The 16,832-nt window shown below is 61.3% G+C and carries 13 protein-coding genes; 10 read left to right on the top strand and 3 right to left on the bottom strand.

What is annotated here, in order from left to right:
* Positions 1 to 38 precede the first annotated feature (38 nt).
* A complete protein-coding gene (locus tag NPS47_RS00625; RefSeq protein ID WP_274293200.1) occupies positions 39 to 908 on the bottom strand; it encodes a LysR substrate-binding domain-containing protein in 870 nt (289 codons plus the stop codon).
* Positions 909 to 1,187: 279 nt separating this feature from the next.
* Here NPS47_RS00625 and NPS47_RS00620 point away from each other — a divergent pair, with 279 nt between their 5' ends.
* The 3 genes from NPS47_RS00620 (at position 1,188) to NPS47_RS00610 (ending at position 4,720) form a co-directional block, all read left to right on the top strand.
* On the top strand, positions 1,188 to 2,504 hold the full coding sequence (locus NPS47_RS00620) for an MFS transporter (protein WP_274293199.1): 1,317 nt from the start codon (positions 1,188 to 1,190) through the stop codon (positions 2,502 to 2,504).
* Between the two features lie 20 nt (positions 2,505 to 2,524).
* A complete protein-coding gene (locus NPS47_RS00615; protein WP_274293198.1) occupies positions 2,525 to 3,916 on the top strand; it encodes an FAD-dependent oxidoreductase in 1,392 nt (463 codons plus the stop codon).
* A gap of 96 nt (positions 3,917 to 4,012) precedes the next feature.
* Positions 4,013 to 4,720 (top strand): YebC/PmpR family DNA-binding transcriptional regulator, encoded by a 708-nt coding sequence (locus tag NPS47_RS00610; RefSeq protein ID WP_274293197.1) that lies wholly within the window; start codon positions 4,013 to 4,015, stop codon positions 4,718 to 4,720.
* 68 nt (positions 4,721 to 4,788) lie between these two features.
* Here the strand turns inward: NPS47_RS00610 and NPS47_RS00605 are convergent, their stop codons facing one another.
* Positions 4,789 to 6,081, bottom strand: a complete 1,293-nt coding sequence (locus NPS47_RS00605) for a leucine-rich repeat-containing protein kinase family protein (RefSeq protein ID WP_274293196.1) — start codon at positions 6,079 to 6,081, stop codon at positions 4,789 to 4,791.
* Positions 6,082 to 6,292: 211 nt separating this feature from the next.
* Between NPS47_RS00605 and NPS47_RS00600 the strand changes: the two genes are divergently transcribed.
* Positions 6,293 to 8,182 (top strand): propionyl-CoA synthetase, encoded by a 1,890-nt coding sequence (locus NPS47_RS00600; protein ID WP_274293195.1) that lies wholly within the window; start codon positions 6,293 to 6,295, stop codon positions 8,180 to 8,182.
* A gap of 37 nt (positions 8,183 to 8,219) precedes the next feature.
* Here the strand turns inward: NPS47_RS00600 and zapE are convergent, their stop codons facing one another.
* Positions 8,220 to 9,323, bottom strand: coding sequence for a cell division protein ZapE (gene zapE / locus NPS47_RS00595; protein ID WP_425313467.1), 1,104 nt, complete (start codon positions 9,321 to 9,323; stop codon positions 8,220 to 8,222).
* Positions 9,324 to 9,656: 333 nt separating this feature from the next.
* On the opposite strand from zapE, the gene galU reads away from it, so the two are divergent.
* From galU to ahpC, 6 genes are all read left to right on the top strand, one after another.
* Complete coding sequence (gene galU, locus NPS47_RS00590; RefSeq protein WP_130264976.1) at positions 9,657 to 10,496, top strand: UTP--glucose-1-phosphate uridylyltransferase GalU; 840 nt, start codon at positions 9,657 to 9,659, stop codon at positions 10,494 to 10,496.
* 94 nt (positions 10,497 to 10,590) lie between these two features.
* The gene (gorA, locus tag NPS47_RS00585; protein ID WP_274293194.1) at positions 10,591 to 11,949 is read left to right on the top strand and encodes a glutathione-disulfide reductase; all 1,359 of its coding nucleotides are present in this window, start codon (positions 10,591 to 10,593) and stop codon (positions 11,947 to 11,949) included.
* Between the two features lie 195 nt (positions 11,950 to 12,144).
* The gene (locus NPS47_RS00580) at positions 12,145 to 12,672 is read left to right on the top strand and encodes a fimbrial protein (protein ID WP_274293193.1); all 528 of its coding nucleotides are present in this window, start codon (positions 12,145 to 12,147) and stop codon (positions 12,670 to 12,672) included.
* A gap of 61 nt (positions 12,673 to 12,733) precedes the next feature.
* Positions 12,734 to 13,474: a fimbrial biogenesis chaperone gene (locus NPS47_RS00575; RefSeq protein ID WP_274293192.1), complete on the top strand. Its 741-nt coding sequence runs from the start codon at positions 12,734 to 12,736 to the stop codon at positions 13,472 to 13,474.
* A 20-nt stretch (positions 13,475 to 13,494) separates the two neighbouring features.
* A complete protein-coding gene (locus tag NPS47_RS00570) occupies positions 13,495 to 16,041 on the top strand; it encodes a fimbria/pilus outer membrane usher protein (protein ID WP_274293191.1) in 2,547 nt (848 codons plus the stop codon).
* A 134-nt stretch (positions 16,042 to 16,175) separates the two neighbouring features.
* Positions 16,176 to 16,739 (top strand): alkyl hydroperoxide reductase subunit C, encoded by a 564-nt coding sequence (gene ahpC / locus NPS47_RS00565; protein ID WP_038612379.1) that lies wholly within the window; start codon positions 16,176 to 16,178, stop codon positions 16,737 to 16,739.
* Positions 16,740 to 16,832: the final 93 nt, after the last annotated feature.

Genomic DNA, 16,832 nt, shown 5'->3' with positions numbered 1-16,832 from the left:
TGGGAGCCGGCCTTGCCGGCGATGGCTGCACCGCTAACTCAAAGACTGTCGCGCACCATCTGCAAAAACGTCGCCACCAGACGCCGTGAACTCTGCTCGCGCAAGCACACCAGGGTTTCAGTCAAGCGCCGCTGGCAATCAACGATCGGCAGCGCACACACCCGCGCATCGGCACCGAACTCGGCCGCCGACACCACGCCCACGCCAATCCCCACCACCACCGCCTCGCGCGCAGCTTCCCGGCCTTCGACCTGGATCGCCGGTCGAATGCGCAGGCCCGCCCGTTGCATCTCTTCTTCCAGGGTCTGGCGGGTCACCGAGCCCGGCTCACGTAGCACGATCGGTATGTCATCCAGGTCGGCCAGGCTGATCGAGCCGCGGCTGGCCCAAGGGTGGTTATGCGAGACGAAGGCCACCATCGGATCGCTGCGCATTGGCACGCACAGCAGGCGCTCGTCATCCACATCACGGCCGAGCAGGGCCAGGTCGGCCTGATAATTGAATAACCGTAGCAGCGACTCATCGGTGTTACCGGTCTCGATCTTGACGCTGATGCCGGGGTACTGCTGACAGAACTGGGCGATTTGCGGCAAGACATGCACCGGCGCATCCACCGCCAGTACCAGGGTGCCGGTTTGCAAGGCGCGTGAGTCCTGAAGCAACTCATGGGCCTCGGCCTCTACGGCAAACAGACGCTGGGTAATGCCCAGCAAACGTTCACCCAGATCGGTCAATTGCACCGAGCGTTTGTTGCGGTGAAACAGCAAGACGCCAAAGCGTTCCTCCAGTTTGCGCACCTGATCGGAGATGGCCGGCTGGGTCAGGAACAACCGTTCGGCGGCGCGGGTAAAGCTGCCGTGCAGGGCAACGGCATGAAAAGCTTTCAACTGAGCATGGGAAACCGACATCGCAGCACCTGTTACAAGCTGAGCTTATTTGTGAAATACGATAAATCGATTTTATTTATCAGTCAGTAATTGTTTCTATCTCACCCAGCCCGCCACGTCACCTGCAGTGACCGGTGGGTCATGGAGCTGGCTGACAAGGCATAACAACACCCCTTGCTGCCGATTCCATCTGACCAGGTGACGGTCCTGACCGGCCGTCACGCAGTGCGCAACACAAGAACAAAACAGGCGTTTTTTTAAATTCTGCCGGCACACTCAAGCTCCGAGGTCAGGGTCACCATGAATAAACACATTGCAGATATCAAGCGTTGGCGCGTGCAGATTTTTGCCATTACCTGGATTGCCTACGCTGCGTTCTACTTCACCCGCAAAGCCTTCTCCGTGGCCAAATTGGGCATTGGCGAAGACCCAAGTTTCACCCTCGATAAAATGGCCATGGCCAACCTCGATGCCATCTATCTGGCGGCCTACGCGGTGGGGCAGTTCACCTGGGGCATGCTCGCCGACCGCTTCGGGCCGCGGGTGGTGGTGCTCGGTGGTCTGGTGATTTCTGCGGCGGCAGCCCTGGTGATGGGCAGTTACGCCACTTTCCCGATCTTCGCCACCTGCATGTTGGTCCAAGGTCTGGCGCAGTCCACCGGCTGGGCAGGCTTGTGCAAGAACATCGGCAGCTTCTTTCCGTCCTCGCAACGCGGGCGGGTGCTGGGGCTGTGGAGTTCCTGCTATGCCTTCGGCGGTCTGGTCGCCTCGCCGTTTGCCGGCTGGTGGGCTTACACCCTGATCGGCAGTTGGCATGCGGCGTTCTTTTCCAGTGCCGCAGTGGTGGCGCTGGTGGCCGTGCTGTTCTTCTTCCTGCAGCGCAACAAGCCTGAAGACGTCGGCTTGCCTGCGGTGGAGCCGGAACCGGAAAGCATGGTCCCAGGCAAAACGATCTGCAGCGTCTGGGCACCGCTGCGCGAGATTCTGCGCAACCGTACCGTGCTGACTCTGGGCCTGGCGTACTTCCTGCTCAAGCCGGCCCGCTACGCGATCCTGCTGTGGGGGCCGGTGATCGTCTTTGAACAGATGCCTACGGTGGGCAAAGTCGGTGCGGCGATCATCCCCACCGCCTTCGAACTGGCCGGCCTGCTGGGGCCGATCATGATCGGCCTGGCCTCGGACAAACTGTTCGGCGCCCGGCGCATGCCGGCCTGCGTGATCAGCCTGATTGTGCTCACGGTGGTGTTGGCGCTGTTCATGGGCGCGATGCAGAGCGGCAGTGTGATGCTGGTGGTGGCCTTGCTGTTCGTCATGGGCCTGACCCTGTACGGACCGGACTCGATGATCAGCGGCGCGGCGGCCATCGACTTCGGCACCGCCAAGGCCGGTGCCACGGCAGCCGGCTTCGTCAACGGTTGCGGTTCGGTGGGGGCGATTCTCGGTGGGCTGCTGCCGGGTTATTTCGACGGGGTCACGGTGTTCATCGTGTTTGCTGGCTGCGCATTGTTCTCGGCGCTGGTGCTGGTGCCGCACTGGAACAGCCGCCCGGCAAGCGCCGAGCATACCCCGGCCGTCGCCCCGAACACTGCCATGGCCATCAAACCGCTGCGCACCTGAAACCTTCAAGGAAGCCGATCATGAGACCCTTCTGGCTGCAACAGGCGCTGGATCAGGAACACGCCAGTGCCTGCCCGGCACTGACCGCTGACACCGACTGTGATGTGTGCATCGTTGGCGGTGGCTACACCGGCCTGTGGACCGCGCTGATGCTCAAGGAACACAACCCGGCGCTGGACGTCGTGCTGATCGAAGCGGACATCTGTGGTGCCGGGGCCAGTGGGCGCAATGGCGGTTGTGCCTTGTCATGGTCGGCCAAATATTTCACCCTCGAACGCCTGTTCGGGATGCAGGAGGCGGTGCGCCTGGTCAAGGCGTCGGAACAGAGCATCCATGCCATCGGTGATTTTTGCCGGGCCCATGGCATCGATGCCGACTACCGTCTGGACGGCACCTTGTACACGGCCACCAACCGTGCCCAGATGGGCGCAACCGATGGCGTGATTGCGGCGCTGGAGCGCCAGGGCATCAACTCGTTCCAGCGCTTGCCGGTGGACCAGGTGCAGCGCCTGGCGGGCTCGGCCAAGCACCTGGAAGGCTGGTTCTCACCGGCCGCAGCCACGGTACAACCGGCCAAGCTGGTGCGTGGCCTGCGCCGGGTTGCCTTGCAAAAAGGCGTGCGTATCTTTGAGGGTACGGCCATGACCGGTTTGCAGGAAGGGCCTCAGGCCGGGGTGGAAACCGCCGGCGGCACGGTGCGCGCCGGCCGTGTGGTGCTGGCCCTCAATGCCTGGATGGCGCGGGCTTTCCCGCAGTTCGAGCGCAGCGTGGCGATTGTCTCCAGCGACATGATCATCACCGAACCGCAGCCGCAGCTGCTGGATCAGATCGGCTTGACCAGCGGTGTCAGCGTGCTGGATTCGCGGATTTTCGTGCATTACTACCACAACACCAGCGATGGCCGGCTAATGCTCGGCAAGGGTGGCAATACCTTCGCCTACGGTGGCCGGATGCTGCCGGTGTTCGACCAGCCGTCGCCCTATGAGCCGTTGTTGCGGCGTAGCCTGGGCGAATTCTTTCCGGCCTTGGCCCAGGTGCCGGTGGCGGCTACCTGGAATGGGCCTTCCGATCGCTCGGTAACCGGCTTGCCGTTCTTCGGCCGTCTGGGTGCTCAGGGCAACGTGTTTTATGGCTTCGGTTATTCGGGCAGCGGTGTCGGCCCCTGCCATATGGGCGGGCAGATTCTGTCCTCGCTGGCGCTGGGGCTGGACAACCCTTGGACCCGCTCGCCACTGGTCAACGGTCCGCTGGGCTATTTCCCGCCTGAACCGATCCGCTACCTGGGTTCGCTGATTGTGCGCAATGCCATTCGTCGCAAGGAGCAGGCCGAAGATCACGGTCATCGCCCGCGCCGCCTGGACGTACGCCTGGCGCGCTTTGCCGCGGCGGCGGGCAAAGCCGACAAGGCTTGAGTGGTTTTTTTGTCGATTGCCACCACGAGGACGTATAAACTGCACCCACTTTGCCGGTCGCTACCTGAACCGGCACCTGAAACAAAGAGAGTCGAGATGGGCGCACAGTGGAAAGCCAAGCATAGAGAAACAGCAGCCAACGCCAAGGGCAAGATCATGGGCAAGCTGTCCAAAGAGATCCAGATCGCCGCGAAGGCTGGCGCTGACCCGGACATGAACCCACGCCTGCGTTTGGCGGTCGAGCAGGCGAAAAAGGCCTCGATGACCCGCGAAACCCTGGAGCGGGCGATTCGCAAGGGTGCTGGGCTTGATGGCGATGCGGTGAACTACAATGCGGTGACCTACGAAGGTTTTGCCCCGCACCAGGTGCCGCTGATCGTTGAGTGTCTGACCGACAACGTCAACCGCACCGTGGCGCAAATCCGCGTACTGTTCCGCAAAGGCCAGCTGGGTGCTTCGGGCTCGGTAGCCTGGGACTTCAACCACGTCGGTCTGATTGAAGCCACCCCGAACAGCCCTGACGCCGATCCGGAAATGGCAGCCATCGAAGCCGGCGCCCAGGATTTCGCAGAAGGTGAAGAAGAGGGTGCGACCCTGTTCATCACCGACACCACCGACCTGGATGCTGTGCAGAAGGCCCTGCCTGCTCAAGGTTTCACCGTTGTTTCGGCGAAGATCGGTTACACCCCGAAGAACCCGGTCAGCGGCTTGAGCGATGAGCAGATGGCTGAAGTTGAAGCCTTCCTGCATGCCATCGATGACAACGATGACGTACAGAACGTTTATGTAGGTCTGGCGGGCTGATTTAAACATTCAGCCACTTATCGCGGGGCAAGCCCGCTCCCACAGTGGGAGCGGGCTTGTCCCGCGATTCAGACACCGCGAAGTTGTTGGCTGATCGCCGCAAATCCGGGCCGCTGCATGACCTCAGGCCGCATGCACAACCGCTGCACCACGCGCAATTCTTTGCAATCCTCCTCGCAGCATCCAAGCAATTCCTCCAGCAACACCCCGAACGCCAACACTTCGATCCGTTGCAAGGCTGCCGCTGCAGGGCTGCCATCCTGCGGATAAAACGATGCTGCACCAAAATCGCCCAGCAGGCAGTCGCCCTGCTCATCACACAGAATGTTGTGCGCATACAGGTCGCCGTGAGTAATGCCATGCCCGTGCAAATGGGCAGCCACCGAGGCAATCGCCTTCGCCAGTCGTCTGACCGATGACAGGCTCAGGCGCCGTTCAGGCGGATAAGTGTCGCGGGTACAAGAGTCCAGGCTCGGTGGCCCGGCCAGGTTGAACCAGCTTGGGTCGATCAGTTGCATCACCAGCGCGGGCAGCTGTTCGGGATGATTGTCGATACGCCCGGCCAGTCGCACCAGTTGCTGATGATCGCCAGCAGCGATGCAGGCGGCCATCTCGTTCAGGGGTGAGCCATCGCTGGTCATCTGCCCTTTGTACAACTTGACCGCCACCGGCTCATCCTGCTCCCGCCAGCGGGCCTGATGGATCACGCCGGAGGCACCCTGACCCAGCACCTGGGCCAGGCGTACATGCTGCCAATCGATGCGTGGGCAATGCCCCGGATCTTCAGGCGCGCAGAAGGACGCCGGCAAAGGATTGCCGGCATACGCCAGCCAGGCCAGGCGCGGCATCTGCAGCAACCAGTCCGGCAATACCTGCAACTGGTTGACGGCAATGCGCATCAGCTCAAGCTTCTCGCAACGCGCGAGGCTGGCGGGTAGCGACTGCAAGCGGTTCCCGGCCAGCATGAGCTTTTGCAGGTCCGCGCAGTCACCCAGCGCCTCGGGCAACGCCGTGAGGCAGTTGTCGGTCAATATCAGGGCGCGCAGACGCTTGGGCAAGGCGTTGGGGCTGAGCTGTTCGATGCGGTTGCTCTTGAAACCCACGACTTCCAGTGCTGGGCACTGGCCGACACCTGCAGGCACATGGGTAAAGTGGTTGTCCGAGCAGAACAACACCTTGAGCCGATGCAGGCGCCCCAGGTCATCAGGCAGTGCGCTCAGGCGGTTGCCGCTCAAGTTGAGGACTTCCAGGCTGTCGGCCAGGTCGAAGATTTCCCGCGGGAAGTGTTCAAGCTCGTCGCTCAGATCGAGCCGGGTAATGCCTGCCAGTCGGCCCATCTTGAGGTCGGTGAGGGTGTGCATGAGAAAAACGCGGATCCGGTAAAAAAGCGGTCGCCATGATAGCGGAATCGGTGCGCAGCAGGGGACTTGAGCGCCGACCAGTCATCCACAGGGGCTGGGGCATGCATTTGTGCACATCCGATGAGACTTAAGTCATATGGCAGCCTCGTCACGTGGGTCCATACTCGACATTCGCCCTTTTTAATAACAACAAGTTCAGGGTTCAGTATCGATGACTTATCAGCACAGCTATGCCCGCTCCATCGCCGATCCTGCCGCTTTCTGGGCCGAACAGGCCGATGCGCTGGCCTGGTATCGCAAGCCCCTGCACACCCTCACGGACAATCCCGACGGCACCCATCAGTGGTTTGCCGACGGTCGCCTCAACAGCTGCTACCTGGCCCTGGACCATCAGATCGAACAGGGGCGTGGTGAGCAAACCGCGCTGATCTACGACTCGCCAGTGACCGGCAGCCAGCAGCAGTTCACCTATGTGCAACTGCGCGATGAGGTCGCACGACTGGCCGGTTTGCTGCGCGAACTTGGGGTGCAGAAGGGGGACGGGGTGATCATCTACATGCCCATGGTGCCGCAGGCGGCCATGGCCATGCTCGCCTGTGCCCGTATCGGTGCCGTGCATTCGGTGGTGTTCGGCGGCTTTGCCGCCAACGAGCTGGCGCTGCGGATCGACGATGCCCGCCCCAAGCTGCTGTTGACGGCCTCGTGCGGGCTGGAATTCGATCGAGTGATCGAATACAAGCCGCTGGTTGATCGCGCCCTGACACTGGCCAAACATCAGCCGCAGCGGGTGCTGGTGCTGCAACGACCGCAAGCGCAGGCGACCCTGGTTGAGGGTCGCGATCTGGATTGGCACAGCGCTGTGGCCGTTGCCAGCCCGGTGCCACCGGTGGAGCTGGCGGCCGCCGACCCGCTGTACATCATGTACACCTCCGGCACCACCGGCAAACCCAAGGGTATAGTGCGCGAAAACGGCGGTAATGCCGTGGCCCTGGGCTTTGCCATGCGCCATATCTACGGCATGCAGGCCGGTGATGTGTGGTGGGGGATTTCCGATGTCGGCTGGGTGGTCGGTCATTCACTGATCGTCTACGGCCCGTTGATGAACGGCTGCACCACGGTGTTCTACGAGGGCAAGCCGATCCGCACCCCGGACGCCGGGGCTTACTGGCGGGTGGTCGAGCAGTACCGGGTCAACGGCCTGTTCTGCGCACCGACCGCCATGCGGGCAATCCGCAAGGAAGATCCTGATGGCGAGTTGCTGCGCCGCTACAACCTGAGTTCGCTGCGCCAAGTGTTCCTGGCGGGGGAGAAACTCGACTCCAGTACCCATCAATGGCTGGAGTCGACCAGCGGCAAAGCGGTCCACGACCACTGGTGGCAAACCGAGACCGGTTGGCCCGTTACCGCACCATGCGTAGGCTTGGACGGCAGCGCGGCGCGGCCAGGGTCAAGCAACCGCGCAGTGCCGGGTTACCACGTGCGCGTGCTGGACGACGACGGCCAACTGCTCGGCGCCAACCAGCAAGGCGCCATCGTCATTGCCTTGCCGTTGCCGCCCGGTTGCAGCCAGACGCTGTGGGGCGACCACCAACGCTACCTGGATGCTTACCTGTCAGCCTATCCGGGGTACTACCACACCGGCGACGGCGGTTACCTGGACGACGATGGTTTCGTCTACATCATGGGGCGCACCGATGACGTCATCAACGTCTCCGGGCATCGCCTGTCGACCGGTGAAATGGAAGACCTGGTTGCCCGTCATCCGACGGTGGCCGAGTGTGCGGTGATTGGCGTGCACGACGAGATCAAGGGCCAGGTGCCGTTGGCCCTGGTGGTGCTCAAGGACGGCCAGGGTATCAACGAGGCCGCCTTGCAGAGCGAGCTGGTGGCGAGCGTGCGTGAGCAGATCGGCGCCCTGGCGTGCTTCAATCAGGTGCGGGTGGTCAAGCGTTTGCCCAAGACCCGCTCGGGCAAAATCCTGCGTGCAGTACTGCGCAAGATTGCCGACCAGCAGGCCTACACGCCGCCTTCGACCCTGGATGATCCAGCCGTGCTGGGGGAAATCGAAGCGGTGCTGGCCAGTTTCGCTCGCGTCGGTTGAGCGGTGGGAGCGGGCGGGTTTCGGTGAAAGCGGGCAATTATTCAGCAGCGGATTGGCGCAGTTGGCCCAGGCGGCTGCGCGTCCGTGCCAGATCGCTGGCCGAGCCTTGCAGGCTCTGGTCGAGCGCCGCTGCGCCGATCAGCACCAGGTGCTTGTCCTGGTCATACAGCACGTCCACCAGGTTGATGAAGCGCTGTTGCTCGGCGATCGAGCACTCCTCCAGGCATGGCAGGCCCTCGAGGATCCAGTGATCGAAACGCCGGGCCAGTTCCAGGTAGTCGATGACTGCCGTGGGCCGTTCGCAAAGTTGGGCGAAATCAAACCCTACGGTGTCTTGGCGGATTAAGCGCGCCTGCAACTGACGCTTGCCTACCTGAAGGGGCATCGAGGCTTCAGCAAACGACGGCAGCCGAAGGGCCTGACGTTGCTCCGGGCTGCCCGGGCAGAGGTAGTGCCCTTGAGTAAAACGTTGCTGGCTGGCGGCGTTGGGCAGGCTGCGGTAGTCCTGCTCGCCATCGACTTGCAGTACCTGCATCTGGCTGTTCATCAGGCTAATGACCGGTTTGAAACGCTGGTGATAGAGCGGGTTGGGTAACAGTCCCTCAGGCGCATAGTTGGACGTCACCAGGACAAAGATGCGCCGGGCAAACAAGGCCTGGAACAGCCGGGTGATCAGCATCGCGTCGCCGATGTCGTGGACGTGAAATTCGTCGAAGCACAACACCTGGCAGGACTCGAGCAATTGATCCAGGGTACAGGCCAGGGCATCGTCCTGATGGCGGTGTTCGAACATGCCTTGATGCAGACGGGCGAAGAACTCGTGAAAGTGCAAGCGACGCTTGTGCGTCTGGGGCAAGGCCTGGAAAAAACCATCGAGCAGCCAGCTTTTGCCGCGCCCGACTGCCCCGTGCAGGTACAGGCTGCGGGCCTGGCCGCTTTCAAGGCGGGCGGCCTGGGTTGCCATGTGTTCGATGACCTGCAACTGGCCGCGACTCAGGGTATAGCCTTGTGCAGTGGCCTTGGTGCGAAAATACTGACGAACGCTGTCAGCACAGCCGGCATCGTCCTGCGCCACAGCCCCGAGGCGTCGGCGCAGGGCACGGAGCGGCGAACGTATCCAGGAGGTTGGCGAAGCAGGCAATCTGGGCTCCTTGAGGTTAACGCGACTCAAGGACCGACTTGAGTGAGCGCGGCTAATTTAACCAATATGTATCAGGGCTGCCAGCGCCGAGCCTTCGGACCGGCCCATCCCTTATCGCCTGTATCAGGATCCGGCCTGGCGTGTGCTACGGTCGGACCTGAGACGCCTGCCAGTGGTCAGTGCCGGACGCAATATTTACGAATCGTGGGAACTATCTACACTAGGATTTCTCTATCATGGCACCGGTCGGCATGCGGTAGGGCATTGTAAGGTGGCCGCCGCCTGATTAGACTGCGCCGAATTTAGTACGCATAGCCCTTGTTAAGGACGTATATGATCAAGAAATGCTTGTTCCCGGCAGCCGGTTACGGCACTCGCTTCCTGCCTGCTACCAAAGCCATGCCCAAGGAAATGCTGCCGGTGGTGAACAAGCCACTGATCCAGTACGGTGTTGAAGAAGCGCTGGACGCTGGGCTGAACGAGATTTCCATTGTCACCGGGCGTGGCAAGCGCGCCCTGGAAGACCACTTCGACATCAGCTACGAGCTGGAAAACCAGATCAAAGGCACCGACAAGGAAAAATACCTGGTCGGCATCCGCCGTCTGCTCGATGAGTGCTCGTTCTCCTACACCCGTCAGACTGAAATGAAAGGCCTGGGCCATGCGATCCTCACCGGTCGTCCGCTGATCGGCGATGAGCCGTTCGCCGTGGTGCTGGCGGATGACCTGTGCGTCAATCTTGACGGCGACGGCGTACTCAAGCAGATGGTCAAACTGTATAAACAGTACCGCTGCACCATTGTTGCGATCATGGAAGTCGACCCGCAGGAAACCAGCAAGTACGGCGTGATCGCCGGTGACCTGATCGGCGACGACCTGTACCGTGTACGCAACATGGTCGAAAAACCAAAGCCTGAAGATGCCCCGTCGAACCTGGCGATCATCGGCCGTTACATCATGACCCCGGACATCTTCAAGCTGATCGAAGAAACCGAGCCGGGCAAGGGCGGTGAGATCCAGATCACCGACGCCCTGATGAAACAGGCCCAGGATGGTTGCGTTATTGCCTACAAGTTCAAGGGCAAGCGTTTCGACTGCGGTGGCGCCGAAGGTTACATCGAAGCAACCAACTTCTGCTTCGAGAACTTCTACAAGACCGGCAAGGCTTACTGAGTCTTCGGTGTTGTATGAAAAGCCACCTTCGGGTGGCTTTTTTGTTTCCGACTTGTCAGTCGGGGTATGCTGACGGCCTGGCAAGGAGACTGAAATGGCCTACGATTTTGATCTGTTCGTGATTGGTGCCGGGTCCGGCGGTGTGCGCGCTGCGCGTTTTGCCGCGGGCTTTGGTGCAAAAGTGGCGGTTGCCGAAAGCCGTTACCTGGGGGGTACCTGCGTTAACGTCGGCTGCGTGCCGAAAAAACTGCTGGTTTACGGTGCGCATTTTGCCGATGACTTCGAGCAGGCCGCAGGTTTTGGCTGGTCGCTGGAAGATGCCCAGTTCGACTGGGGTCAGTTGATCGCCAACAAGAACCGCGAGATCGAGCGGCTCAACGGTATCTACCGTAACCTGCTGGTCAACAGCGGTGTGACCCTGCTCGAAGGCCACGCCCGGCTGACCGGTGCCCATGAAGTGGAGATCGACGGCCAGCGCTACAGCGCCGAGCACATCCTCATTGCTACGGGCGGCTGGCCGCAGATCCCGGACATTCCGGGTAAGGAGCTGGCGATCAGTTCCAACGAAGCCTTCTTCCTCAAGGACCTGCCCAAGCGCGTGCTGGTGGTTGGCGGTGGCTATATCGCCGTCGAGTTCGCCGGTATCTTCCAGGGCCTGGGGGCGAAAACCTCGCTGTTGTACCGCGGTGACCTGTTCCTGCGCGGCTTTGACGGCGCGGTGCGTACGCACCTGAAGGAAGAGCTGGAAAAACGCGGCATGGACCTGCAGTTCAACATCGATATCCAGCGTATCGAGCGACAGGACGACGGTAGCCTCAAGGCGACCCTCAAGGATGGTCGCGAGCTGCTGGCAGACTGTGTGTTCTACGCCACGGGGCGGCGGCCGATGCTCGACAACCTGGGCCTGGAAAACACCGGCGTGGAGCTCGATCCGCGCGGCTTCATTCGCGTCGATGAGCTGTACCAGACCACCGAACCGTCGATTCTCGCCATTGGCGATGTGATCGGCCGTGTGCAGCTGACGCCGGTGGCCCTGGCCGAAGGCATGGCCGTGGCCCGGCGCCTGTTCAAGCCTGAGCACTATCGCCTGGTGGACTACCAGAACATTCCGACGGCGGTGTTCAGCCAGCCGCCCATCGGCACCGTGGGTCTGAGCGAAGAACAGGCGCTGGAACAGGGTTACAAGGTGCAGATCTTCGAAAGTCGCTTTCGGCCGATGAAGCTGACCTTGACCGAGGTGCAGGAAAAGACCCTGATGAAACTGGTGGTCGACGCCGACACCGACCGCGTGTTGGGTTGCCATATGGTCGGCCCGGATGCCGGCGAAATCATCCAGGGCCTTGGCATTGCGCTGAAGGCCGGGGCGACCAAGCAGCAGTTCGACGAAACCATCGGTGTGCATCCAACGGCTGCCGAAGAATTCGTTACCCTGCGTACGCCGGTTTCACGTTGAATCACGCCCCTGCGCGGTTACGGCGCAGGGGTGGTGTTTTTTCCTACCTGAGCTGTGACGAAAACGGACTCCTCCGATTGACTGCAGCTGACATTCGCCGATAGCGACATTCCAGATACTGACCGGGCCTTGCATCGCAGCGCACAGTCAGGTCAGGGCCTGATTGTCCCAATCATTTCCCACAAGAATGTCACTATGAAACCTTCAAAAAAGCATCTGCTTGCACTGGGTTGCAGCCTTCTTCTGAGTGCGGGACTGGCGCAAGCCAATGGTCAGATGAGTTTCAGCGGCAGCGTTCTGGCGAGTACCTGCCAGGTCAATGGCGGCCAGAACGACGTGGCGGTCACACTGCCCCCAGTACAGGCACGCCTTCTGGTCAATCCCGGTCAGGTCACTGGCAACACGCCGTTCGCCTTGAGGTTGAGCAACTGTTCGCCTGGCTTGAATCGCGTTTCCACCTATTTTGAACCCGGACCCACCGTCAATCCACAAGGGCGGCTGATCGTGGATGCGGGCGGAAGTGCTAATGTCGAAGTTCAACTGCGCAACTCAACCAATATACCGATGAACCTGGCGGGCGCCCAAGGCAGCCAGAACTCCCAAATCGTCGGTATCACCAACGGCCAGGCGGAACTCAACTACTCGGCCGAATATTACTCGTTGGGTAACAGCACCCCAGGGCTGGTGAACACCCGCGTGCAATACACTCTGATATACCCGTGACACCTCAGGCAGCCCGTGATGGGCTGCCTTCCTCTGTGTGCAGTCGATCCAGGAAATTTTCATGAAAAGACCCTGCCTGCCGTTCTGGCGCGGGTGGCTGCTGGCTGCCTGTCTGTTCAGTGGAGCGGCCAACGCCAGCGTGGTGATTGCCACGACCCGGGTGATTTATCCCGGTGAGGAAGCGGAAGTTACGGTAAGTCTGAGTAACCAGGGCGAGCGTCCCTCGCTGGTGCAAGTGTGGGTCGATGATGGCCGAGCGGATGTGCCTGTGGAGCAACTGCGGGTACCTTTCAGCCTGACACCGGCACTGTTTCGGCTCGATCCGGGAAAGGGACAGGCGTTGCGTCTGTTTCAGGGACAGCATGATTTTGCTCAGGATCGTGAGAGCCTCTACTGGCTCAACGTGCTGGACATTCCACCCAAAGGCGAGGGCAATGCCCTACAGGTTGCCGTGCGTTCTCGAATCAAGTTGCTGTACCGGCCTCGTGGGCTTGCGGGCAACGCCCAGCAGGCGCCGCAAGCGTTGACCTGGCGTTTGCTCAAGGGTGATGACGCCTGGGCGCTGGAGGCGAGCAATCCCAGCGGTTTCTACGTCAATCTCGCTGAACTGTCCGTGCACTTGAGTGGGCGCAACTATGAGGCAACCAGCAGCCATATCGACCCCTTGTCGACACGGCTGTTTGCACTGCCAGGTCTGGAGCGGGCCGAGGCGTCGACGGCGACGGTGCATTTTGCCAGTGTCAATGACTATGGCGCTGTGCTGCCTGCACAGCAGCCCGCCGAGGTCGTGCGCCCGCACTGAACGCGCTGGAGTCGACGTCAATGATTACTTTTTCTACCGGCCCACAGCGGCTGCCGGTCCGGGTTCTGCTGTGCGTAGTAATAGCGCTGGCCGGATGTGAGGCTCAGGCAACGGCCCTGGAATTCGATGCCAGGTTCTTGCAGGGAGAAAGCGCTCCTGCGACCGATGTCAGTCGATTCCAGCATTCTGATGCGGTGCCTGAGGGCGATCAGTCCCTGGATGTGGTGATAAATGAGAACTGGAGTGGGCGCTGGTCGGTGCCCTTGCGTCGGCACGGTGAAGATTTACAGGCCAGCCCTTGCTACACCGGCGCCTTGCTTCAAGCCCTGGCCGTAGACTCGGCTCAGTTTGCGGCTTCCGTTCGCGAACAGTTGCAGCCTGCCGATAGCTGCCTGCCGTTGTCGGCGCTGGGGCTTGAAGCCAGCGAGCGCCTGGATTTTGCCGGACTGCGGCTGACCCTGCAGATTGCTCAGCAGGCGCTGCTGCATACACCACGTGATTATCTGCCTCCTGAGCAATGGGACAGTGGTGTGAGCGTGGCCTTCATCGACTATCGCCTCAATCTTTTCAGTCAACAGAGCCGAACGGATGAGCAGCGCTGGAACCAATCATTTCTAGGGGTGCGCAGCGGCGTCAACACCGGCGCCTGGTACTGGCGTCACGAAGGCAACCTGCAGGCCGGGGAGGGCATCGAGCGGCACTACCAGCCCGTGGCCACTTACGTACAGCGCGATGTCCCGGCGTGGCACGCGCAATTGACTCTTGGGCAGGCCTACAGCCGTGGTGAAGTGTTCGACAGTATCGCCTATCTGGGCCTGGGGCTTGGCAGCGACGAACGCATGTTGCCGGCCTCGCAGCGTGGCTTTGCGCCGACGGTCAGCGGTGTTGCCTACAGTACGGCGTTGCTGACCATACGCCAGCGCGGGGTGGTGATACATGAGTCGACCGTGCAACCCGGCCCGTTCGAAATCAGTGACCTGTATGCCAATGGCTTCAGCGATGATCTGCAGGTAACCCTCAGGGAGGCCGATGGTAACCAGCGAACCTTCACCGTGCCTTATCAGGTGGCGCCCTTGGCGCTGCGCCCGGGGGCCAGTCGCTTTGATTTCAGCCTCGGGCGCTGGCGCGATGGTTTGGGCGATACCGGGCCGGAACATGTGCAGGGCAGCTGGCAACAGGGTCTGAACAATCGTTTCAGTGTCCATGCCGGCCTGCTTGGCGCCGAGGGTTACCAGTCGGGTGCGCTGGGGGCCACCATGAACAGTCGCCTGGGAGCCGTGGCGTTGACCCTGTTGCAGTCACACACAGACCTGGCCTGGCACGAGCCGTCCGGCGGTCAGGCACTGCGCCTGAGCTGGCGCCAGGTGATGACCGCGTCGATGACCGACCTGAGCGCCAATCTGACCAGCAGTGACCTGGACTACTACGCTTTCAACGACGTTGCCCGCGCACAGCGCGACAGCGGGCGCAATCTGCACGATCAGGCACGTGCGCGCCTGCGCGCAAGCCTTGCCGTCAGTCAGGGGGTGGGAGGGCAAGGTGGCCGCCTGAGGCTGCAGACCACACGTACACAATATTGGCGGCAAGCGGGGAGCGATTTGAGTTACTCGCTCGGCTACTTCAATCACTATGGCTCGCTGGGCTATGGCGTTACCGCCAGCCGTGAGCAGTACTCATCGTCGGGGCGACGTAATCATGTCGGCTTGACCTTGAGCTTGCCGCTCGGTGAAACCCGGCGCAGCTCATTGAGCAGTAGCCTGAACAGCGATGGTCAAGGCCAGCGTACGACCAGCACGCGGCTCAGCAGCACGGCGGGGGAGTACGGCGAATGGGGTTACGGCCTGGGCTTGACCAGCGGACAGGACGAACGGCGCAGCACTGCTGGCCTGGATGCCAACTTACTCTACGCTGGGCCGGTTGCTGAAATCAGCGGCGCGTTAACCCACCATAGCGACTACCGTCAGGCCTCGCTGGGCGTTCGTGGTGGGCTGGTCGGCCACGCTGGAGGACTGACAGCGGCACCGTCACTTGGCGAGAGCTTTGCCATTGTGCATGCGCCGGGGGCAGCGCATGCACGGCTCAAACAGGCGCCGCAGGTACGGCTCGACAGGCGTGGCTATGGCGTGCTGCCGCAGTTGACGCCCTACAGCCTCAATACCGTAGAGCTGGACCCCAAAGGCACCTCGCAGGATGTCGAGCTGCAGATCAGCAGCCAGCAAGTCGTGCCGCGCGCCGGTGCAGCCCCTTTGCTGTATTACCCCACCCGTAGCGGTCGCAGCGCCGTGATCGACGCACGCTTGGCCGACGGTGGCGCCTTACCGTTCGCTGCCCAGGTGCTGGATGAGTCTGGCGATGAGCTGGGAATGGTCGGGCAGGGCAGCCGCTTGCATGTGCGGGGTGTCAACCAGCAGGGGCGTTTACAGGTACGTTGGGGGGACAGTGCGCAGCAAAAGTGTCTGCTGAACTATCAGATGCCCGATATCAAACCGGCCGGCAGCGCACCGATGCTACTGATTGCAACCTGTGAGCAGCCTCCCGGTGATGATCGGCCGGAAACGTTGTTATGAGGGTTCAAACTATCTGCCCCGGCGCTTATAGCCAAAACCAATCAGCAACATGAGCTTTACCAATGAGCATTGAGGGAATGTATTAGCTACGATTCTCCCATCAGATTTTTCAACCCCCTGAAGGAGAGTCACTCATGCCTATCATCAACAGCCAGGTAAAACCGTTCAAAGCCACTGCTTACCACCAGGGCAAGTTCGTCGAAGTGTCTGAAGCCGACCTCAAGGGCAAATGGTCCGTCGTATTCTTCTACCCGGCCGACTTCACTTTCGTCTGCCCGACCGAGCTGGGCGACCTGGCCGACAACTACGCCGAGTTCAAGGATCTGGGTGTAGAAATCTACGGCGTGTCGACCGACACCCACTTCACTCACAAAGCCTGGCACGACACCTCGGACACCATCGGCAAGATCCAGTACCCGCTGATCGGTGACCCGACCCACGTCATCTCGCGCAACTTCGACGTGCTGATCGAAGAAGCCGGTATCGCTGACCGTGGCACCTTCGTGATCAACCCTGAAGGCCAGATCAAGATCGTTGAACTGAACGACGGCGGTGTTGGCCGTGACGCCAGCGAACTGCTGCGCAAGATCAAGGCTGCCCAGTATGTTGCTGCCCACCCAGGCGAAGTCTGCCCGGCCAAGTGGAAAGAAGGCGAAGCCACTCTGGCGCCATCGCTGGACCTGGTCGGCAAGATCTAAGACCGTGAGCCAGCCGAGGGCGGTGGCCTACCGCACCTGACGTTGTCACCGCCCCGCAAAACGCCCGGGCGCTTTCGCCCGGGCGTTTTATTT

Source organism: Pseudomonas putida, from assembly GCF_028682475.1.
Classification (GTDB): Bacteria; Pseudomonadota; Gammaproteobacteria; order Pseudomonadales; family Pseudomonadaceae; genus Aquipseudomonas; species Aquipseudomonas putida_AG.
The sequence above is the reverse complement of the archived record's forward strand: the minus strand, read 5'-3'. Positions and strand labels throughout refer to the sequence as shown.